General features: G+C 54.2%; 22 protein-coding genes and 1 pseudogene. 17 read left to right on the top strand and 6 right to left on the bottom strand.

Translation table 11 applies throughout. The annotated features are described in order from the left end of the window. The first annotated feature begins 255 nt into the window (after nucleotides 1-255). The 8 genes from H9L05_RS14680 to H9L05_RS14650 all read left to right on the top strand — a co-directional run bounded on the left by H9L05_RS14680 (nucleotide 256) and on the right by H9L05_RS14650 (nucleotide 7,610). On the top strand, nucleotides 256-870 hold the full coding sequence (locus tag H9L05_RS14680) for a fumarylacetoacetate hydrolase family protein (protein ID WP_187309089.1): 615 nt from the start codon (nucleotides 256-258) through the stop codon (nucleotides 868-870). Then, entirely contained in the window at nucleotides 854-2,917 is a 2,064-nt protein-coding gene (locus tag H9L05_RS14675; protein WP_187731593.1) for a M23 family metallopeptidase, read from the top strand. The genes H9L05_RS14680 and H9L05_RS14675 overlap by 17 nt, the downstream gene beginning before the upstream one ends. Before the next feature lie 159 nt (nucleotides 2,918-3,076). Then, complete coding sequence (locus tag H9L05_RS14670) at nucleotides 3,077-3,637, top strand: lipocalin family protein (RefSeq protein ID WP_187731592.1); 561 nt, start codon at nucleotides 3,077-3,079, stop codon at nucleotides 3,635-3,637. Between the two features lie 12 nt (nucleotides 3,638-3,649). Beyond that, complete coding sequence (bcp, locus tag H9L05_RS14665) at nucleotides 3,650-4,102, top strand: thioredoxin-dependent thiol peroxidase (protein ID WP_187731591.1); 453 nt, start codon at nucleotides 3,650-3,652, stop codon at nucleotides 4,100-4,102. Nucleotides 4,103-4,148: 46 nt separating this feature from the next. After that, nucleotides 4,149-5,051, top strand: a complete 903-nt coding sequence (locus H9L05_RS14660) for a transketolase (RefSeq protein WP_187731590.1) — start codon at nucleotides 4,149-4,151, stop codon at nucleotides 5,049-5,051. 171 nt (nucleotides 5,052-5,222) lie between these two features. Further along, nucleotides 5,223-6,341, top strand: a complete 1,119-nt coding sequence (locus H9L05_RS14655) for a vWA domain-containing protein (protein WP_223284460.1) — start codon at nucleotides 5,223-5,225, stop codon at nucleotides 6,339-6,341. After that, nucleotides 6,272-6,601 carry a hypothetical protein gene (locus H9L05_RS23840; protein WP_223284459.1) on the top strand — a complete coding sequence of 110 codons (330 nt, stop codon included), beginning with the start codon at nucleotides 6,272-6,274 and terminating at the stop codon, nucleotides 6,599-6,601. Before H9L05_RS14655 ends, H9L05_RS23840 begins: the two co-directional genes overlap by 70 nt. 52 nt (nucleotides 6,602-6,653) lie before the next feature. Next, on the top strand, nucleotides 6,654-7,610 hold the full coding sequence (locus tag H9L05_RS14650; RefSeq protein ID WP_187309083.1) for a transketolase family protein: 957 nt from the start codon (nucleotides 6,654-6,656) through the stop codon (nucleotides 7,608-7,610). 114 nt (nucleotides 7,611-7,724) lie between these two features. On the opposite strand, the gene H9L05_RS14645 is transcribed toward H9L05_RS14650, so the two are convergent. Next, nucleotides 7,725-8,021 (bottom strand): HPF/RaiA family ribosome-associated protein, encoded by a 297-nt coding sequence (locus H9L05_RS14645; RefSeq protein ID WP_187309082.1) that lies wholly within the window; start codon nucleotides 8,019-8,021, stop codon nucleotides 7,725-7,727. Nucleotides 8,022-8,198: 177 nt separating this feature from the next. Between H9L05_RS14645 and H9L05_RS14640 the strand changes: the two genes are divergently transcribed. From H9L05_RS14640 to H9L05_RS14615, 6 genes and pseudogenes are all read left to right on the top strand, one after another. Beyond that, entirely contained in the window at nucleotides 8,199-8,912 is a 714-nt protein-coding gene (locus tag H9L05_RS14640; protein ID WP_187731589.1) for a DUF481 domain-containing protein, read from the top strand. 124 nt (nucleotides 8,913-9,036) lie between these two features. Further along, nucleotides 9,037-9,588 carry an RNA polymerase sigma factor gene (locus tag H9L05_RS14635; RefSeq protein ID WP_187731588.1) on the top strand — a complete coding sequence of 184 codons (552 nt, stop codon included), beginning with the start codon at nucleotides 9,037-9,039 and terminating at the stop codon, nucleotides 9,586-9,588. Nucleotides 9,589-9,716: 128 nt separating this feature from the next. Beyond that, nucleotides 9,717-10,076 carry a hypothetical protein gene (locus H9L05_RS14630; RefSeq protein WP_187731587.1) on the top strand — a complete coding sequence of 120 codons (360 nt, stop codon included), beginning with the start codon at nucleotides 9,717-9,719 and terminating at the stop codon, nucleotides 10,074-10,076. Between the two features lie 34 nt (nucleotides 10,077-10,110). Beyond that, on the top strand, nucleotides 10,111-10,374 hold the full coding sequence (locus H9L05_RS14625) for a hypothetical protein (protein ID WP_187731586.1): 264 nt from the start codon (nucleotides 10,111-10,113) through the stop codon (nucleotides 10,372-10,374). Then, nucleotides 10,293-10,619, top strand: coding sequence for a hypothetical protein (locus tag H9L05_RS14620; RefSeq protein WP_187731585.1), 327 nt, complete (start codon nucleotides 10,293-10,295; stop codon nucleotides 10,617-10,619). The genes H9L05_RS14625 and H9L05_RS14620 overlap by 82 nt, the downstream gene beginning before the upstream one ends. A 189-nt stretch (nucleotides 10,620-10,808) precedes the next feature. Then, nucleotides 10,809-12,004, top strand: a pseudogene (locus tag H9L05_RS14615) (aspartate aminotransferase family protein). Between the two features lie 129 nt (nucleotides 12,005-12,133). On the opposite strand, the gene H9L05_RS14610 reads toward H9L05_RS14615, so the two are convergent. The 4 genes from H9L05_RS14610 to H9L05_RS14595 all read right to left on the bottom strand — a co-directional run bounded on the left by H9L05_RS14610 (nucleotide 12,134) and on the right by H9L05_RS14595 (nucleotide 16,679). Further along, complete coding sequence (locus H9L05_RS14610) at nucleotides 12,134-12,511, bottom strand: response regulator (RefSeq protein WP_187731584.1); 378 nt, start codon at nucleotides 12,509-12,511, stop codon at nucleotides 12,134-12,136. Between the two features lie 69 nt (nucleotides 12,512-12,580). After that, nucleotides 12,581-13,540 (bottom strand): response regulator, encoded by a 960-nt coding sequence (locus tag H9L05_RS14605; protein ID WP_187731583.1) that lies wholly within the window; start codon nucleotides 13,538-13,540, stop codon nucleotides 12,581-12,583. After that, a complete protein-coding gene (locus H9L05_RS14600) occupies nucleotides 13,537-14,145 on the bottom strand; it encodes a sensor histidine kinase (protein ID WP_187731582.1) in 609 nt (202 codons plus the stop codon). Before H9L05_RS14600 ends, H9L05_RS14605 begins: the two co-directional genes overlap by 4 nt. After that, entirely contained in the window at nucleotides 14,142-16,679 is a 2,538-nt protein-coding gene (locus H9L05_RS14595; protein ID WP_187731581.1) for a PAS domain S-box protein, read from the bottom strand. Before H9L05_RS14595 ends, H9L05_RS14600 begins: the two co-directional genes overlap by 4 nt. Before the next feature lie 148 nt (nucleotides 16,680-16,827). Between H9L05_RS14595 and H9L05_RS14590 the strand changes: the two genes are divergently transcribed. From H9L05_RS14590 to H9L05_RS26255, 3 genes are read left to right on the top strand one after another with little or no spacing between them, the layout of a single operon-like run. After that, a complete protein-coding gene (locus H9L05_RS14590; RefSeq protein WP_187731580.1) occupies nucleotides 16,828-17,955 on the top strand; it encodes a glycosyltransferase in 1,128 nt (375 codons plus the stop codon). A gap of 52 nt (nucleotides 17,956-18,007) precedes the next feature. Then, the gene (gene miaA / locus H9L05_RS26260) at nucleotides 18,008-18,562 is read left to right on the top strand and encodes a tRNA (adenosine(37)-N6)-dimethylallyltransferase MiaA (protein WP_317174971.1); all 555 of its coding nucleotides are present in this window, start codon (nucleotides 18,008-18,010) and stop codon (nucleotides 18,560-18,562) included. After that, entirely contained in the window at nucleotides 18,559-18,918 is a 360-nt protein-coding gene (locus tag H9L05_RS26255; protein WP_317175191.1) for a tRNA dimethylallyltransferase, read from the top strand. The genes miaA and H9L05_RS26255 overlap by 4 nt, the downstream gene beginning before the upstream one ends. A 6-nt stretch (nucleotides 18,919-18,924) precedes the next feature. Here the strand turns inward: H9L05_RS26255 and H9L05_RS14580 are convergent, their stop codons facing one another. Beyond that, on the bottom strand, nucleotides 18,925-19,647 hold the full coding sequence (locus H9L05_RS14580; protein WP_187731579.1) for a hypothetical protein: 723 nt from the start codon (nucleotides 19,645-19,647) through the stop codon (nucleotides 18,925-18,927). Between the last annotated feature and the right edge of the window lie 34 nt (nucleotides 19,648-19,681).

The raw sequence follows: 19,681 nt of genomic DNA, 5'->3' as shown, positions 1-19,681 counted from the left end.
TAGCATTTATAAGGCCAAAATGCCTTCCCGCCCAGCTTAGATAGCTATTGCCTATACGATAGCGCATGGGGTAAATGTTTACTGCTTACCTCTTAGCTGTGGCGCCCATGAAGGTGAAAGAGGTCTTATTTATTTCCTACCCCACAGAAATAGCCCTAATTTTGGCTGCACACGCTTGCGGCGTTGGGGGCCTATACCCTAAGTGCAAATCCCCGGCTGACAGGCTAAGCTGAAGTCACTAAGCATCATACAGAAATGAAAATACTTTGCATCGGCCGTAATTATGCCGAACACATAGCTGAGCTTAAGAACGAAACGCCCGACGAGCCCGTCATCTTCGCCAAGCCCGATACGGCTTTATTACAGCGAAATCAGCCCTTTTTCTACCCTGATTTCTCGCAGGATATTCACCACGAAATCGAGCTGGTGATGCGCATCTGCAAGAATGGCAAGAACATAGAGCCGCAGTTTGCCACCAATTACTTCGATGCCATTGGCTTGGGCATCGATTTCACGGCCCGCGACTTACAAAGCAAAGCCAAAGCGAAAGGCTTGCCCTGGGAGCTGGCGAAGGGCTTCGATGGCTCGGCACCCCTTTCTACCACGTTTAAGCCCGTGGCAGAGTTTGCCGACTTGGCCAATATCAACTTCCGGCTGGAAGTGAACGGTGAGGTTCGGCAGCAGGGCAACTCCGGCATGATGCTGCACAATTTCGCCGCCCAGATTGCCTACATCTCCCGCTTTATCACGTTAAAAATGGGAGATTTGATCTTTACGGGCACGCCCAGCGGTGTTGGCCCGGTACATATCGGCGACCGGCTGGAGGGGTATATAGAGAACGAAAAGCTGTTGGATGTTGCTGTTAAGTAAAGGGTTGAAAATTGTGCAGTACCAAGTTCGAGGCATTAGTAAAATAGTAAAGTGGAGTGGGTTAGGCGTGGTAGCTGGTGCGGTAGCCCTCACGGCTATGAGTCTGCGGCCCGTGCCCTTTAACGGAACTGTTGCGCCGCGCCGCACTTCCCAGGCGGCACCCGAAACCAAGCCCAGCCGACACATCACGCCCATAGATAGCGTACCGGCCGGCTATTTCATGTTTCCTATTAAGCCGGGCAAACCCAACTTTTTGACGGGCAGCATGGGAGAGATTCGCGCCAACCACTTTCATGGTGGGCTTGACATCAAAACCGATGGGCGAGTTGATTTGCCTGTATACGCCTCCGCCGATGGCTACGTGTCGCGGCTAAAGCAGTCAGCCTTTGGCTACGGCAATGTGCTGTATATCACCCACCCCAATGGGATGACAACGGTATATGGTCACCTCAACCGCTTCGAGGGTCCGGTGGCTGATTTCCTGCGTCAGCAACAATACGCCAAGCAGACCTTTGAGTTAGAGCTGTTTCCGACAAAAGACCAGTTTGTCGTGAAGCGCGGCGACATTGTAGCCATGTCAGGTAACACGGGTGGCTCGGGCGGCCCGCACTTGCACTGGGAAGTGCGCGACGCGGAAGACCGGCAGCTTAACCCGCTACGCTTTGGAGGGTTTGCGGAGATTCAGGACCATGTGGCGCCTACCCTGCAGGCATTTGCCGTAGAGCCGCTCAGCATTGACGCCCGCGTACAAGGGCGCTTTGACAAAGCCGTTTTTACGCCAAAAAAGCCCCCCACGCCTGCTGCGCCGAGCACACCCTATGCCTACCCCGATACTATTGCCGCTTTCGGTATGGTGGGTTTGCTGGTGCAAGGCTTTGACCGCTTCGACATAGCGACTAACCGCAATGGTCTGCAACGAGTAGAAGTGCGCGTAAATGGGCAGCCGCATTACCGTCATACGATCGATGCTGTTCCCTTCAGCGACTCGCGGCAGATTTCGCAGCACATTGACTATCAATGGCAACAGACCAACGGCCGGACCCTGGAGAAGCTGTTCGTGGATGATGGCAACACGCTCCCGATTTATAATACGAACGGTACAAAGGGCAAGCTGCGGGTAGAAGAAGGCTCGATATACAACGTTGAAGTGCGCCTGAGCGACTCCTACGGCAACACCACGCCCTTCACTTTTGTGCTACGCGGCCAAAAGCCAGTTTACTACAAGACGCGCAATGCCAGCGTGCGCAAGCCGGCTCTGCGTTATGATATTAACCGCAACATTCTCAAGGTAATAGCTACCGACCCGGACACTAGCCGCCAGGGGGCAAATATTACGCTGATGCGCGGAAACCGCCGCCTTGAGGTAGTGCCGAGCTACACAGTGCAAAGCGAGAATGTGTACCTCTACGATCTGCGTGCCGGCCTGCCCGATTCCATTCGCTTTGGGCAGTTGACCAAGGCCTTCGAGCCTAAAGTTCCTATCCCATCTGCCACAGAGCAGTCGTTTGCCAACGGTTTGCAGAACCTGGTCTTTTTTCCGCTCACGCTGTTTGACACTTTGTATCTGCAAAACGGCTACAAAGACGGGCTCTGGACGATTCATAATGCGCGCACGCCTTTGTTTAAGCCGATGCAAGCTACCCTGAAGCCGCCCGTAGCCGTAGCCGACAAAACCCGTTCGGCGGTGTATATGATTAACTATAAGGGTGCCCGCATCTATCAGGGGGGCAAATGGGAGGGTGAACAGATCACGTTTCCCGTGAAAACCTTCGGCTCCTTCCGCATCCTGACCGATACGCTTGCGCCCACGGCACGGCTGGTGCGGAAGTCGCCGGCGGGCCTCACTTTCATTGTAGGCGATAATCTTTCGGGGCTCAGCAGCTACCGTTTGCTGGTGAACGGGCAGTGGCGTATGCTGCGCTACGAGTACAAAAACGCTACCTTATTCACCGATCCGCAGGATAAAACAGTGCCGCTTGCCGGCGAAGCAGAGCTACGCCTGACCGACCAGGCCGGCAACGAGAAAATCCTGCAGTTTAAGATTTAGCTGGCGGCTGGGGGGCAAAAGGCCGTCATGCAGAACGGTAGGGAAGCATCTCGCGTGCTGACGAGAGGTTAGTAATCCTAACTAAACATGCGAGATGCTGCGCTACCGCTCTGCATGACAGACGTTTTTAACAAAGCACTATCTATCAAACACCAACCTATGAAAACTCGCCGTCCTGTTCTTTTCGCTGCTGCCGCTACTGTTACCGTAGCGGCTGTGGGCCTGGTGTACTCCCGAAATCGTCGTCAGGTGCCGCTGGCCGTAGCTGAGCACGTTGACCTGGCGCGCTATATGGGCGTATGGTATGAAATTGCTCGCCTTCCTACTCGCTTCGAGAAGGGTTGCCAGCACGTTACGGCCGAGTATTCGTTGCGGCCTGATGGGAAAGTAGCCGTGATAAACAGCTGCCGCAAAAACAGTCCAACGGGTCCGCTGGAAATAGCGCGCGGTGTGGCTCGTGTTATTGATTCTAAGACCAACGCCAAGCTAAAGGTTAGCTTTATCTGGCCTTTCGAGGGCGACTACTGGATTCTGGACCTCGACCCCGAGTACCAATACGCGCTGGTAGGTGAGCCCGGCCGCGAAAACCTGTGGCTGCTGAGCCGCACGCCGCAATTGGCACAGCCCGTGCGCGAGCAGCTTATTGCCGTGGCACAATCTGCTGGCTTTCCGGTGGAAAAGCTCATCTTCACGCCCCAACCTGCGGCCAACTTACCCTAGCATTTGCCCCCCATGTCTCTTCAGCCCGGCGACGCCGCCCCCAACTTCGAAGCCCTCGACCAAAATGGCAACCTCATCCGTCTGCAGGACCTGCGCGGGCAGAAGGTAGCCCTGTATTTTTATCCGAAAGATGACACCTCAGGCTGCACGGCTCAGGCCTGCAATCTACGCGACAACCAGGCCGAGCTGCGCGCCGCTGGTATTAAGGTGCTGGGGGTGAGCATCGACGGAGAAAAGTCGCATCAGAAGTTCGCCACCAAATACGACCTACCTTTTTCTCTGCTGGTAGATGAGGACAAGCAGATAGTGGAAGCCTACGGCGTATGGCAGGAAAAATCGATGTACGGCCGTAAGTACATGGGCACCATGCGCTACACCTTCCTAATTGACGAGCAGGGCAACATTGAAAAGGTGATTACGAAAGTGGATACCAAAAATCACGCGGCTCAACTGCTTGGCGCTTAATCTCACTGCTTATCTTCGCTCCCAACCTCCTACTAAGAACTACTATATGTCGCAGTCAAGCCCCGCCGCCCACGTACAGACCGAAACCCAGCCCGCTCAGCGCGAAAGAAGCATTGCGGAGCTAAAACAGATTGCCTCGCAGGTACGCCGCGACATCGTGCGCATGGTTCATGCCGTGAACTCGGGCCACCCCGGCGGCTCCCTAGGCTGTACCGATCTGCTGGTAGCGCTGTACTTCCGCATCATGAAGCATAATCCTGACTTTTCGATGGAAGGCCACGATGAGGATTTGTTTTTTCTATCGAACGGGCACATTTCGCCGGTATTTTACTCTGTATTAGCGCGTTCGGGCTACTTTCCGGTGAGCGAGCTGGCTACCTTCCGCAAGCTGAATTCGCGCCTGCAAGGCCATCCAGCCACGGAGGAAGGTTTGCCCGGCGTGCGTATTGCTTCGGGTTCGTTGGGCCAAGGCCTGAGCGTAGCCGTTGGGGCTGCCCAAGCCAAAAAGCTTAATAAAGACGACCGCACGGTGTATGTGCTCATGGGCGACGGCGAGTTGAATGAAGGCCAAGTATGGGAAGCGGCCCTTTACGCTCCTCACCGCCAAGTAGACAACCTGATTGCCATCGTGGACCGCAACGGCCAGCAAATCGATGGCTCTACCAAGGAGATTATGAACCTGGGCAGCCTGCGCGCCAAGTTTGAAGCGTTTGGCTGGCTGGTGCTCGAAACCGACGGCAACGACCTCGAAAAGCTCATTGCTTCGCTGGAGGAAGCACGCCAGCTACTCGGTCAGGGACAGCCCGTAATGGTGCTGATGGACACACAGATGGGCGCCGGCGTTGACTTCATGATGGGCTCGCACAAGTGGCACGGCGTAGCCCCGAACGATGAGCAGCTGGAGAAGGCCTTGCAGCAGCTTTTGGTAGAAGAAGCCTCGGATTACTAAAGCCGAGCCGCAGGCTTGGCTTTATAACTTTGACCGTCATGCGGAGCAAAGCGAAGCATCTCGCCAGCGATAGTGAGGTTAGTAATCCCACTAAACACGCGAGATGCTTCGGCTCCGCCTCTGCATGACGGTCAAAGCCATTTACCTGCTTATGAGCCGACTCGGGTATCTGTGCGGACTACTGCTGGGGGGCATTTTGTTGCTCACGGCACCGCTGTATGCTCAGAATTTGCCCCCACGAAGCCCCGCACTACCCGCATCCTGTTTTTGCTCGATGCCTCTGGTAGCATGGGGGCTGTGTGGGAAGGTCGGCCACGCATGGAAGTTGCCAAGAGCCTGCTGGCCAAGATGGTCGATTCGCTTAACACTTACCCAAATCTGGAATTGGGGCTACGCGTGTATGGTCATCAGTACGGTCGGGAGGAAAATAACTGCCAGGACTCGCGTTTGGAAGTAGCTTTTGCTGCGAAGAATGCGAAGGCCATCAAGGCCAAGCTACAAACCCTGCAACCGCGTGGCAATACGCCCATCACGTATTCGCTGCTGCAATCGGCCAACGACTTTCCGGCCGATAAAACGGCTCGCAACGTGCTCATTCTCATCACCGACGGTCTTGAGTCGTGCCAGGGCGACCCGTGCGCTACGTCGTTGGCTTTGCAGCGCAAGCACATCTTTTTGAAGCCTTTTGTCATTGGCATTGGGGCCGAAAAAGAGTTTGGCAAGCAGCTCGAATGTCTGGGGCAGTATTACAACGCGGCTGATGTTAAAACCTTCCGCTCCGTGCTCGATAACGTTATTACCCAGACCCTGCAAAAAACTACCGTCCGGGTAAACCTGACCGATGCCGACGGCAAGCCCGTGGAAAGCAACGTGAACATGACCTTCGTGAACAGCGCTACCGGTCAGCCCGAGTACAACTACGTGCATTACCGCGACACCAAAGGCCAGCCCGACGTGCTCGATATCGACGCGCTCCAGTCCTACGACCTCATCATTAATACGGTGCCTCCAGTGCGGCAGGCCGACTTAAAAATCAAGCCAGGGCAAGATAACTTGCTGACGTACAAGACCCCACAAGGAACCCTCCGCTTGCAGGGACCCAATATGACACCTAATCCCTATGGCACGGTGCAGACGGTGGTGCGGGCCCAGGGCGAGGCAAGTACCGTAGTGGCGCTGCCTTTCGGGAGTCGGCAGAAGCTGCTGGGGGCAATTATGAGGTGGAGTTACTTACGCTGCCGCGCATCGTCCGCCGCGTCACGATCAAGCAAGGGCAGGAAACGATGGTGACGTATCCGGCGCCCGGCACGCTGAACATTGTGACGGATCTGGCGGGCTACGGCAGCATCTATCAACTCAACGACGACGAATCACAAACCTGGATTTATAACCTCCCCGAAACTTCCAGTAAAATCAACCTGACGATGCAGCCGGGCGCCTACCGCTTGGTATTTCGCACCAAAAATTCCACGGGTAGTCAGTTTACGGACGTGCGCAATTTCACCATCCGCAGCGGACAGACTACTTCGGTGAGTATGTTTGGGAAATGATATGCTTGAGGAATAAGCAGAACGAGCAACTCCAACATTTTACATCTCCTTCATGAAAGAATTCCCCTACTCCGAATCCAAAGACACGCGCTCAGGCTTCGGTGCCGGCCTGCACGAACTGGGCAAAACCAATGAAAACGTAGTAGCTCTCTGCGCCGACCTCACGGGCTCGCTCAAAATGGATGCGTTCAAGAAAGACTTTCCGGAGCGCTTCTTCCAGGTAGGTATTGCGGAGGCCAACATGATGAGCATGGCCGCTGGCATGACCATAGGGGGCAAAATTCCCTTTACGGGCACTTTCGCCAACTTCAGCACCGGCCGCGTGTACGACCAGATTCGGCAAAGCATTGCCTATTCGGGCAAGAACGTGAAGATCTGCGCTTCCCACGCCGGCGTTACGCTGGGGGAAGACGGTGCCACCCACCAGATTCTGGAAGACCTGGGCATGATGCGCATGCTGCCCCACATGACCGTCATCAACCCCTGCGACTTCAACCAGACCAAGGCTGCCACCATCGCCATTGCCGAGCATGAAGGCCCCGTGTACCTGCGTTTCGGCCGGCCTGTGGTGCCCAACTTTACTCCGGCCGACCAGCAATTCGAAATTGGCAAAGCCGTAATGCTCAATGAGGGTGCCGATGTGAGCATTTTTGCCACTGGCCACCTGGTGTGGAAAGCCATTCTGGCGGGTAAACTGCTGGCCGAAAAAGGCATTGATGCCGAAATCATCAACATTCACACCATCAAGCCTTTGGATGCGGCTGCTATCCTCCAGTCGGCGCGCAAAACGCGGTGCGTGGTGTCGGCAGAGGAGCATCAGATGAACGGCGGCCTCGGCGACAGCATCGCACAGCTGCTCGCTCGTGAAGAGCCCCTGCCTCTGGAGATGGTTGCCGTCAACGACTCTTTCGGCGAGAGCGGCACCCCCGATCAGCTCATGGAGAAATATGGCCTGATGGAAAACGACATCGTGGCAGCGGTAGAACGAGTAATGGCTCGTAAGAAGTAGTGCGTGTTTTTTTAAGTTAAAAAGCCCCCGGATATTCTCTGGGGGCTTTTTTTAGCAGAGTATAGCAAGTAGCGAAGCACAGCAGTTGCTTACTATTTATACCTTCGCTATTCGTTAGTCAACAAACTGCCGCTTCAGCTTCTCGCTGGCATCGCGTAGGCTGGCGGGCCAGGAAGCACCGGCACCTTCCGCAAACAGATCTTTGCCGGGAATACCGAGGCGCCACCGTACGGTCTTGTTGTTTTCGGGGTTTGTGCCTTCCTCACGCAGGTACACGTCGGCGGCTACAATGTCCTGGCGGAAGCGCATTACGCGGCGCAGCTCGCTTTCTACCTGATCCACCAAGGCGGGGCTTTCAGAGAAGCCCACCATCTGTAAATCTACTTTGATGTTATCGATATTGTATTGCATAGAACAAACGGTAAGAATGGAAAAAATGCCCCCGGTATTGCTGAGCGCATGCGGGGGGCTTTTTTCAATACGGGAACCGCGCCTCGCGGTTATCACTGGCCACCGAGTGTCCTGGCGGAATACTTGCTCAAAATCCGGAATCGAAGCCTGTCGGGCCACAGTATTCTGGGAGTAGTCATGTGTCTTGCTTTGCTGCTAGCGCGCCCTACCCTCGCCCAGGATATGCCCCCCGACACGACTTTAATCGTGTATACCGGCCAGCTGACGGGCGCTTACAGCGCGGGCGGCGTGAACCGAGCGCTGCTCTCTACAGCCCACACCGCCACTTTTACACGCGGCGAACATATCGGCTTGCCCTTAAGCGGCAGCTTTATTTATGGTAAGCAAGATCGCCTGCTCAAAGAGCGCGAGCTGCTCCTGAATGCTACGCCTTATTACCGCCTCAACCGCTTTCGCTTCTATGGTATCGGTGGCTTCGAGCGCAGCAATCTGCGCGGCATCGACCGCCGGGTACAGTTAGGAGCCGGGCCGGGCTGGGCCTTTTACTCCGATTCGCTGGGGCGCGAAATATCAGTCAGCAATCTGATCATCCGTGAGTCGACCAACTTCCAGAATGGCACTGAGCGCGTAACGGCCCGCAATTCTGCCCGATTGAAGGTGGCTTACTCGCGCAGCATCATTACGCTGAGTGCCCTCACGTATTATCAGCCTTCCCTCAGCGACTTTGGTGATTATCGCTTCAGCAATTTAACTACGCTTGCTCTGAAGCTTACGCGCCGCCTGGCTGTAAATTTCACCTACAACTACACCCACGAAAGCCGGGTAATTGAAGGCCGATTTAATGACAATACCAACGTAACAGTGGGAGTTTCTTACGCGACAAATAAGTAGAGAGATTTGGTATACAGAGCATTATAGTAGTTGAGACAACTAATTCTAAAACCTGAATAAACCCTCAGCTGTCCCTCCCCTCTAAGCCATCAAACCACGCCGCTCCTAATCCTCTCCCTCCTACTTGGAAGACCAAGAAATCCTCCTCAAGTTCCAAGACCCGGCGGCCCGCAATGTGGCCTTCAATCAGCTGGTGCGCAAGTATCAGCAGAAGGTGTACTGGCATGTGCGCAAGATGGTGGTAGACCACAACGATGCCGACGACCTCACCCAGGACACCTTCGTGAAAGTGTGGAAGCACCTCGGCAACTTCCGCCAGGATGCGTCGCTCTATACCTGGATTTACCGGATTGCTACCAACGAGTGCCTGAGCTTTCTGCAAAGCAAGCGCCGTAAGTTTTTCCTCCCGCTGAATGATGTGGGGGCCGAATTAGCGGCCAAAATCGAAGCCGACCCGCTGCTGGCCGGCGATGAGATAGAGCGCAAGCTGCAAAAAGCCATTCTGCGCCTCCCCGATAAGCAGCGCCTCGTGTTCAACCTCAAGTATTACGACGAGATGACCTACGAGCAGATGGCCAACGTCACGGGTACGTCGGTAGGTGCCCTGAAAGCGTCCTACCATCACGCCGTGAAAAAGATTGAGCAATACGTGACCGAAGAATCTTCCGCCGATTAAACCTCGCGGCCCTAGCCGCATCCAATGCATATGAAAACTCCATTTCGGCTCGATGACCACCCACGCCGGCCGCAACCGCCACTAGTCTCTCCCCAGCGGGTTACTTCGACCAGCTGCCCCGTCAGATAATGGCGCGCGTGCAGCCCGAAGCCGCCTCTGAGTCGGTGACGTGGGGCTGGCTGACGAACCTCTCCCGCCCTTTGCGCACGGCTCTGGCCTCGGCGGTGGTGCTGGGGGGCTTTTCGACAGCTTTCTACCTGAGCCAACCCGCTACGCAAACTCCAAATTTGCCCCCCAAAACTTCGCTGGCTGCTGTGCCCGAGGCTGATCTTATTAATTATCTGGCCGTTAACAATCAGCTGGAAACCGAGGATCTGGCCAGCTTGCCTTTGCCGGATGATAACCTGATGGCCTATTTCCTGCAAGCCTCACCCCAGGAATTGGAAGCGGCACTGGGGCCTCCCAGTCTTGATGAAGCTTACTACTAACCGTACTTTTCTCCCTTTTTGCCTTCCTCCCACTATGAATAATTCCCTTTTTTCTCGCTTAGGTTTGGCGTTGGTGCTCCTGCTGCTAGCTCTGCCAAACCTGCGCGCCCAGAATACCCGATCCGCTGATATTGAGGCTCGTATTGAAAATGCGCGCATTGCCTATATCACCCGCGAAGTAGCGCTTACCCCGAGCAAGGTCAGCGCTTCTGGCCTTTGTATAACGAATACAGCACCAAGCGCCGTGAGCTACGCCGCTCCCACGATCAGCTGCGCCGCAGCGCTACGCCCACCATGACGGACGACCAGGCCCGCGATAATCTCAAGCAGATCATTGCGGTATCGAAAAATGAGCTGAACATGACGGAGGATTATTTCGCCAAATTTCAGAAGGTGATTTCGGCCCGACAGGTTGCGCAGCTGTACAAGGCTGAGCGCGAGTTTGGCCGCGTAATGATGAAGGAAATGAAAACCGAGCGCCAGGCCAGCGGCCCGCGCGGGCGGTCGGGCCGACCGGCGGTTAACCCAGGCACGTCCAATTAACTGAGCGTGATGCCAAAGAAATAACAAAAAAGAGGCTGAGCATTCAGCCTCTTTTTTGTTGGTTACTGGCCAATAGCTGGGAGGCAAAATCCAAGCACAAATATGGAATTGCGCTTGAGAGCGGGCCACACCTTAGCTTCCGACATCGCGGTGCTTACTTTTGCCCCCAGAATCTTTTTACCCATTCGCATGCTTACCCCTCGCCAGCTCTTTCTTCGGCATCAAGCCCAAACATCCGACTCTCCCCTACTCCTGGAAATAGAGCGGGCGGAAGGCGTATATATGTACGGGCCAGATGGCCGACGCTACCTGGATTTGATTTCGGGCATTGGGGTCAGCAACGTAGGCCATCGTCACCCAAAGGTTATTCAAGCCATTCACCATCAGCTTGATAAATACCTGCACCTGATGGTATACGGTGAGTTGGTGCAAGCGCCCCCGGCCGAATTAGCGCACGCCCTGACCCAAACCCTGCCGCCCCACCTCGATGCGGTTTACTTCACCAATTCGGGCACCGAGGCGGTTGAAGGAGCTCTCAAGCTAGCCAAGCGCCACACCGGCCGCACCGAGCTGATTTCCTGCCACCGCGCTTACCACGGCTCCACTCACGGCGCATTGTCTGTTACCGGCTCCGAAGGATTTAAGCGCAGCTACCGCCCTCTTTTGCCCGATATTCGCCACATCGAATTCAACGATTTCACTGATTTAGAGCATATTACCGAGCGAACGGCCGCCATCATCATTGAGACGGTGCAGGGGGAAGCGGGTGTGCGGGTGCCGGAGAATAACTACCTGCAAGCCCTGCGCAAGCGCTGCCTCTACACCGGTACGCTACTCATTCTGGACGAAATTCAGTGTGGTTTTGGGCGCACGGGTTCCTTTTGGGCCTTCGAGCAGTTCGGGATATGGCCCGATATTCTGGTTTGCGCCAAAGGCATGGGTGGTGGTATGCCTATCGGGGCCTTTATTGCCCCCAACCTATAATGGCCGGCATCCGCAGCAATCCGGTGCTGGGGCACTGCACTACGTTTGGCGGGCATCCGGTATCCTGTGCGGCTTCCCTAGCTACGTTGCGCGTTATTTTAGAGGAAAACCTGTTAGCAGGAGTAGCGGAAAAAGCAGCCCGGTTTCGGCGGCAGCTGGTGCATCCGGCTATCAGGGAGGTGCGCGGTCAGGGCTTGCTAATGGCCGTTGAGTTCGACTCTTATGACGTGCTCAAGCCCATCATCGACCGTGCCCTGGAGCACGAGGGTATTCTGACCGACTGGTTTTTATTCTGCGATAATTCCCTGCGTTTAGCGCCACCTCTCACCATCACCGACGGTGAAATTGATGAAGCCTGTGCGGCTCTTCTGCGAGCGATTAACTACGTAACCGGTCAGTAAAGCCTGAACATAGAAAAACGTCTGTCATCCTGACGAAGGAAGGACCTTCTCACCGAAAAACGACCAGCGCTAAAGTGAGAAGGTCCTTCCTTCGTCAGGATGACAGACGTTTTTTTAACTAGCTAATTCTTATCCTACATACTGCTTTACTACACGTACCAAGGCATCAAAGTCGAGAGGCTTCGGCAGATAATCAGTAATGCCGGCTTCGCGGAACTGCTCCATGGAGTAGTTGTTCGCATTGCCCGTGATAGCAATGATAGGCACCTGAGCAACTTGCGGGTTAGAGCTGCGCCGGATTTCGCGGGTGCACTCCATGCCGTCTTTTACCGGAATGTTGATATCCATCAACACGCAGTCGATGGGTTGACTCTCTACCTGCTTAATGACCTCATTCCCGTTTTTGGCCGAAAGGATGTGGTATTTCTGCAGTTCCAGAATTTTTTTTGTCAGGTTCAGAATAACGGAGCTATCCTCCGCAATCAGAATCGTTTTGGACTCGGCCATGATGGAATAGATTTAGTTTCAGATGAGGTGGAGAGAGAAAAGACCAGAAAATATTGGGTATAAGATGAATTAGACTGCTTGGGTAACTTCAGGGTAAGTTGAAACGAACTCCCTAAAGTAACGCAACAAGGAGGAGAAACGCTGCTCAATGCCGGTAAACTTACCTTCTTTAATAGTATGTTCCAGACTCTTAGCGCATTCGGCCAGCTTATTTATGCCCAGCGTGAAGCCTGTGCCTTTCAGTTGGTGTAAATGGGGCAGAATCAGCGCGTACTCTTTTGCCTTAACCAGTGCCATGGCCTCATCCAGCAGTTGGCTTACCTCCCGCTCAAAGTCATCGTAGAGCTGTGCCGCAAATTCATTGCCGCCCAGCTGCCGCAGCTGCTCCAGCACGGCGGTATCAATGCTGCTGGCTGTGTCTTCGGGCAGCGGCTCCGCAACCGGCGCGGGCGCAGGCACAGGTTCGGGTTCCTGCACGGCTGCCTCTACACCCACGAGGCGCGGAGTCGTGGCAGGCTCCATCGTTATCGTGGTCCAGCGCCGCAGCACCGCGTATAGGTCCTGGGTTTTGACGGGTTTCGACACGTAATCATCCATGCCTTCCTGCACAAAGCGCTCCGCGTCTTCCTTCATAGAATAAGCCGTCATGGCCACTACGGGGGGCGTTTTTTTGCCTAAGCGCCGCCGAATCTCGTTCATCGCCGTCACGCCGTCCATCTCCGGCATCTGGATGTCCATGAAGATGACATCGTAGGTAGCCTTCGGATCGGTGGCTTTGCTGATGGCTTCGAATCCGTCGCTGGCCACGTCAATCTTGCAGCCCAGACGGTCGAGCAGCCGCACGGCTACCTTTTGGTTAATTGGGTTATCATCGACGAGCAGCACCTGGGGGGCATTTGCGAAGTGCGATACTTCCTGCGTTCGCTCGCGGGCCGTGATGCGCTCCTGTAAGATCTCGTCCTCATTGCGCGCCACCGTGCACTGAATAGTAAACCAGAACGTGCTGCCGACGCCTTCATTGGATATCACGCCAATTTCGCCCCCAGCAACTCTGCAAGCTGCTTGCTGATAGCCAGGCCCAAACCGGTACCACCGAACGACTTGGTCGGTGTGGTATCGAGCTGGGTGAAATTGGTGAAGAGCAGTTTCTCATTCTCCGACGAAATTCCGATGCCGGAGTCCTGCACCGCGAAGCGCAGCGTGTGGTTGTCGCCATCCGTCGATACCGACGACACCTGAATATTCACCAGCCCTTGCGAGGTGAACTTGATGGCGTTGGAAGTGAGGTTTGATAATATCTGAAGCAGGCGCGTTTCGTCGGTGTGAATGAAGCGCGGCGTGTGCGGCGTCACGTTGTATTTGAACTGCAGATCCTTCTGGGCCGCGCGGTTCGAGAACAGCGAGTGCAACTTGTCAAGCGTGTAAGACAGGTCAATACCGGACTCGCTGAGCTGAAGCTTACCCGCCTGTATTTTCGACAAGTCCAGAATATCATTCAGAATAGCCAGCAGCGCATCCGACGACTTGCGTAGCGTATCCACATAGTCTTCCTGCTCCTCACTTGCTACCGTCTGGTGCAAAAGGTCAATCATGCCGATAATGCCATTCATGGGCGTCCGCAGCTCGTGGCTCATGTTGGCCAGGAACTGGGTTTTAGCATGCAAAGCGGCCTCCGCTTCATTTTTAGCCCCCGCAGATCTTCCTGAATTTGATTCAACTCAGTAATGTCGCGCGCAATACCTTCTGTCCCGCTCATCGCCCCCGATACCGCACGGGCATTGATGAGCAGCGGTACTGCGTGCCCATCTTTATGCCGCAGAGCTGCTTCGAAGTTGCGCAGCGCCCCTACAGTTGAAACTTCAAGTAGCAGTCGGTCACGATCTATTGGGTTTACATAGTAATCCACAATGCGCTTACCCAATACCTCTTCCGGCTTATAACCCAGCACATCATACACCGAGGGACTCACGATAGTGATAATGCCCTGATCATCAGTGCGGTAGTAGATATCCTGGAAGGACTCGAAGATAGCCCGGAATTTCTCCTCCTGAGCTGCGAGTTCCAGTTGCGAGCTCTTTGTCGCCGTGATATCGTGGGCCATGCCCGAAATCTCCTCGAAGGAGCCGTCGTCGAGGTAAATTGGGTTGAGGTAAATTTCCCGCCACGTATCCTGACCACGAGCATCGCGCAGGCGCACTTCGAATCGTTGAGCCAGGCCCTGGAAGGCTTTTTTGTAATTCTCCTGAAAAATATCGTGCGCCTCCTCGTCCATCATGGCCATATCAGCCTGCCAGAGGTTCACATTCAGCGCCGGGTACACACCGTTGCGCCGCAGGAAATAGGCGGCATAGTTGCGGTTGAAGGACGTGAGACGCGAATGCATATCCACGGACCACATCAAATGGGAGCCGCTTTCGAAAATAGCGTTCAGACGCGCGTTCTGCTTATTAATCATTTCCTCATTGCGCTTACGCTCAATTGCCAGGGCTACCTGGTTGGAAATAAAGTGCAGAATCTCAATATCAGTCGTCGCGTAGGCGTCAGCTTTATGATAATCCTGCACGGCAATCACGCCGATGATACGCTCCCCAATGCTCAGCGGAGAACACAGCATTACCTCCGGCATCAGGCCAAAAGCGGTAATGGTACCATCCGCAATCAGATCGTGTAGCTCCTGCTTCAGCAAAAACTGCGGACGCCCGGTTTGGATGATATATTCCGATACGCCCGTTGAGAACGGACGAGCGCCCATGCCCCGGCTGCCCTGGGAGTTTTGATCCACGAAATACGCAAACTGCAACGTGGTGCGGGCGTCGTCGCAGAGGGCAATATAGAAGTTATTGGTTTCGATAATCTTGCTTAGCTCCCGATGAATTGCGCCGTAAAGCGAGTTCAAATCTTTGGAGCTAATGGCCAGATTAGCAATGCTGTAATAAACCTTCTGCAGACGTTCCGCCTTGATGCGGTCGGTAATATCATGCAGAATGGCGCGGGTCGAAACCGGCTCGTTATCCTGCCACGAGCAGGAAATACTGCCGATCAGGTGAACCGGCTTGCCCGTCTTGGTCAGGAATACGGTTTCAAGCTTATTCACCTTCTCCCCCTTGTACAGGTTGCGCAGCTGATAGAGCAGCTTAGCTTTGTAGTAAGGGTGCACTACCTCGTTGAGAGTCAGCTGAGTAAGATCATCGTCGGTGTAGCCTAGCTTTTCTTTCCAGGCTTTGTTCACAAACAGAAAGCGGTTGTCAATGCTCAGATTCTGAATCAGATCGTGGGCATTGTCGAGGAAGTCTTGGAGGCGGTTGCGGTTGTCGGTGAGGGCGCGGGCGGCCACCAGCCGGTCGGTGTGGTCGCGGCCCACAAAAAAGGCCCCCGTCACATTTTGATCAAAGTCGCGGGCAAACTCTACGTGCCAATGCACCAGCCGCGTCTGGCCCAGCTTGGTTAAGAGCGGAAACTCGCACGCATCAGCAACGCTCTCCTCTTTGATGTTTTGCAGAAACGCCTGGCGGCTCAACTCCTGATCGGAGGCCGGCGGGAACAGATCGAAATAGTTTTTTCCGATCAGCTCGGCACGCGAGTACTCAGTGAAATCCAGAAAGAAATCATTGACATCCTGAATGATACCTTCACGGTTCACCAATACATACGACAGATCGGTGCGGCTTAGCACATCACGCAATTGCTGCTGCGTCCTATCGGCCTGCTGGCGCTGCTCGCTGGCCTCGTGGCGACGACGACCCTTGGTTACGTCGCGCAGGGTGAGCTGCACGCGCAGGCCCACGGGCAGCTGAATGCGGTGAAGCGTGACCCAACCATCTATCATGACATGATCGGTGCGCCGGCCATGCCACCACTTCGAGAATCGCTCACCCGTCCGAGCTGTCAGCAGTACTGCTTCGCGAAGCATGAGCTCTGAAAGCCAGTGATCCTGACGTTCATCGGCTGGCGGCATGGCAAAGGCCATCAGGCCGGAAGTCAGCAGCATAGGCCGCGTGGTGCCCAGCATGCGTAAAGCCGTCTGGTTGCAATCTACCAGTCGGCCCTGCTCATCATAGAGTAATAATCCATCATATGCATCGTCGAACAGGGTGCGGTAGAAGTCGGACTGGGCCGGCATGGCTCCCAGCGCGGAAGGAGGAAGCGATGATGCGGAGCGAATAGGCATTGCAAGAGGTAGCACCGGCAGGTCAACTCAAATTAAACCACCGGCCGGTACGCGGTTTAACTTCTAAATTTGTCAAAAATATATCAAAAACTGCGCTTTACCATTTGCTTTCGCCCATCGGTAACTAGCGTTTTGTGCCCGCTTTCGTATGCGTCCTTTGCTCTTTGCGGTCACCACCGATTTAAACTATGATCAGCGCATGCAGCGAATTTGCGGCAGTTTAGCTGCTCATGGCTACTCTGTGCTTTTAATCGGGCGCGAATGGCCGCACTCTCAGCCTCTTAGCCCCCAGCCATACAAGCAGCATCGTTTACGGTGTTTATTTAAAAAAGGCAAGTTATTCTATTTAGAATATAACTTAAAATTGTTTTTGTATTTAGTTCGGCAGCGAGCATCCGCGTGGTGCGCCATCGATCTGGATACGGCGCTTCCTATGTGGCTGCGGGCTAGGCTGGGTGGTCAGCCTTTTGTGTATGATGCGCACGAGTTATTTACGGAAGTACCTGAGGTTGTGGGTCGTCCGATAATAAAACGCGTGTGGCAGCAGGTAGAGAAATTTATTGTACCGCGGGCTACCTTAGCCTACACAGTTGGTCCAGCTATAGCTGATTGGTTTGTGCAACAATACGGCCAACCATTTGCCGTAGTGCGCAACATAAGCCGTCTAGAGGTAGCAGAATTGCCCCCCATGCCCATGGCAGCCCCTGCCAACGGATATATTCTCTACCAAGGAGTGTTGAATGAGGGACGTGGCCTGGAAGCACTCCTCGATGCAATGCCCCAGGTAAAAACTCGCTTGGTAATTTGTGGGGAAGGCGACTTATCTGCTTCGTTGCGGGAGCAGGCTCAGAAACTAGGGCTGCTGGCCAGCGGGCAGGTTGAATTTCGGGGGTTTGTACTGCCCGACGAGTTACGGCTAATTACGCAGCAGGCATCTTTAGGCATTATGCTGCTCGAAAACCGGGGCTTGAGCTACTATTATTCTCTGGCCAATAAGTTCTTCGATTATCTGCACGCCGGTGTGCCTCAGCTCATTGTGGACTTCCCGGAATACCGCCGCCTCAATGATTTGTACGACGTGGCGGAGGTAGTAGAGCTAACGCCCGATGCCTTAGCCGCAGCTATCAATCGGCTATTGTTTGATGACCCTGAACGTTATCATCAGCTAGCTTCAAACTGCCGCCGAGCCCGCCTTGAGCTGAACTGGCAGCGCGAGGAGCAAACTCTGTTGGTACTCTACGCTACCTTACTCCAACCGGCTTCTGTACCGGCCTAGCTATGCTCAATTCTTTGTCAAAAAATGCCCCCAGCGCCCCACGCTCCTTGTAGTGACTGGTCCTACGGCCGTGGGCAAAACGGCGCTGTGTGTTCGCCTAGCCCAGCACCTGCAAACCGTTGTGGTATCGGCCGACTCGCGGCAGTTTTTTCGGGAACTGAGCATTGGCACCGCCAAGCCTACCGCTGCCGAAATGCAGGGCGTGCCTCACTATTTTGTTGATTCACACTCTATTGCAGAGGATTATAACGCGGGCCGCTTCGAGGTAGATTGCCTGACTCTGTTAGAGCAGTTATTTCAGGAGCACGCTGTTGTTATTCTGACAGGCGGCTCGGGTCTGTATTTGCAGGCTGTGACGGAAGGCTTTGACGTGATGCCACCCATCGAGCCTGAGGTGCGGGCTGGTTTGCAGCAGGAACTCGCTGCGCACGGCTTGGAGCCACTGGTAGCCGAGTTACTGGCTACCGACCCCGTTACCTATGCCCGGCTTGACCGCCAGAATCCCCAACGAGTGCTGCGTGCCTTAGAAGTTACACGCGGAACAGGTCAGCCGTTTTCAAGCTTTCATGCGCAGAAAAATGCCCCCAGCGCCCATTTCAATCTCTGAAAATTGCCCTTACGCGGGAGCGGGAAGAACTGTACGCCCGCATTGATCAGCGCGTTGATGAGATGTTGGCGGCGGGCCTGCTTGCGGAAGTAGAATTGGTAGCTACACATCGACACCACAACGCTTTGCAAACCGTGGGGTATCAGGAAATATTTGGTTTTCTGGACGATAAGCAGGACTGGCCTGAAACCGTGCGTCTTCTTAAGCGCAACACCCGCCGCTACGCCAAGCGCCAACTCACCTGGCTGCGCCGCGACCCGGCTTATCAATGGCTGCACCCTGATACCGCGGAAGAGGAAATCATGGCGTTGCTGACCGCTCAAGTTAATGAAGAGCCGAGCAAGAAAGCGGATTAGATAGACTTAAAAGCGGCGGCCTACTTTGAATTGCAGGGCTAGGAGTGAATTGCCAAACGTATCGTTTTGAAACGAGGTTTTGCCGCCAATCAGCCAATCTTGTGTCTGACCAAGCCGGACATCAAAGTTGAGAGAGAACATATAGCCGGCATGCACACCCTTTTCGTGGTCTAGGTCTAAGCTGGTTTCATTGGTGGCAAAATCAATGTGATTCTGCGGATAACCGTATCGGTTAGAGTAGCCTACGTAGCCGCCGCCACCCACAAAAAAGCGGGCTTGTCGATCATTCCCAAATGGATACAGATAAAATTCATGCTCCAGATTAGCCGTATGATAGCTCTGCGATAAGGGCACATTTACGCCGGTACTCCCCGGTTTCTGCGGATTATATACCGTTTGAATTCTCTCTTCGCTACTACCACCGGCAAAAGCCAAACGTGTACCTGAGCCGAAGTATCCTAAAAAAGGCATTTCGTATTCCAAATGCGCTTTTAGCATCTTATAATCGCCGGTGCCCATCATGGCCGTTCCCACTCCCAGTTGAAGCGTTCCTGGGGAGCTTGTGTTGGTTGACTGGGCGCTGGCTGAAGAGACAGCTACAGTGAGTATAAAGGCAAAAATAATACGGCGATACAAAGTCATAGGTATGGATTGAAGAAGTATAAATTGTAAAAAAGGAATACGGCACAGCAATGTATTATATAAATATATATTTAAGGTAAAGGGCACAAAAAAACGCCCTTTCGGGCGCTTTTAATAAATA

The sequence above is a fragment of the Hymenobacter qilianensis genome (genome assembly GCF_014489555.1).
In the GTDB taxonomy this organism is placed as follows: domain Bacteria; phylum Bacteroidota; class Bacteroidia; order Cytophagales; family Hymenobacteraceae; genus Hymenobacter; species Hymenobacter qilianensis.
This window is presented reverse-complemented; position numbering and strand designations above follow the sequence as displayed.

Excerpts from the sequence above, each read along its gene's own strand:
- H9L05_RS14675 (WP_187731593.1), top strand. The coding sequence starts at position 854 with ATGTTGCTGTTAAGTAAAGGGTTGAAAATTGTGCAGTACCAAGTTCGA.
- bcp (WP_187731591.1), top strand. The coding sequence starts at position 3,650 with ATGTCTCTTCAGCCCGGCGACGCCGCCCCCAACTTCGAAGCCCTCGAC.
- H9L05_RS14680 (WP_187309089.1), top strand. The coding sequence starts at position 256 with ATGAAAATACTTTGCATCGGCCGTAATTATGCCGAACACATAGCTGAG.
- H9L05_RS14640 (WP_187731589.1), top strand. The coding sequence starts at position 8,199 with ATGTGTCTTGCTTTGCTGCTAGCGCGCCCTACCCTCGCCCAGGATATG.
- H9L05_RS14600 (WP_187731582.1), bottom strand. The coding sequence starts at position 14,145 with ATGAGCCACGAGCTGCGGACGCCCATGAATGGCATTATCGGCATGATT.
- H9L05_RS14645 (WP_187309082.1), bottom strand. The coding sequence starts at position 8,021 with ATGCAATACAATATCGATAACATCAAAGTAGATTTACAGATGGTGGGC.
- H9L05_RS14630 (WP_187731587.1), top strand. The coding sequence starts at position 9,717 with ATGGCGCGCGTGCAGCCCGAAGCCGCCTCTGAGTCGGTGACGTGGGGC.
- H9L05_RS14595 (WP_187731581.1), bottom strand. The coding sequence starts at position 16,679 with ATGCCTATTCGCTCCGCATCATCGCTTCCTCCTTCCGCGCTGGGAGCC.
- H9L05_RS14650 (WP_187309083.1), top strand. The coding sequence starts at position 6,654 with ATGAAAGAATTCCCCTACTCCGAATCCAAAGACACGCGCTCAGGCTTC.
- H9L05_RS14590 (WP_187731580.1), top strand. The coding sequence starts at position 16,828 with ATGCGTCCTTTGCTCTTTGCGGTCACCACCGATTTAAACTATGATCAG.
- H9L05_RS14660 (WP_187731590.1), top strand. The coding sequence starts at position 4,149 with ATGTCGCAGTCAAGCCCCGCCGCCCACGTACAGACCGAAACCCAGCCC.
- H9L05_RS14610 (WP_187731584.1), bottom strand. The coding sequence starts at position 12,511 with ATGGCCGAGTCCAAAACGATTCTGATTGCGGAGGATAGCTCCGTTATT.
- H9L05_RS14625 (WP_187731586.1), top strand. The coding sequence starts at position 10,111 with ATGAATAATTCCCTTTTTTCTCGCTTAGGTTTGGCGTTGGTGCTCCTG.
- H9L05_RS14670 (WP_187731592.1), top strand. The coding sequence starts at position 3,077 with ATGAAAACTCGCCGTCCTGTTCTTTTCGCTGCTGCCGCTACTGTTACC.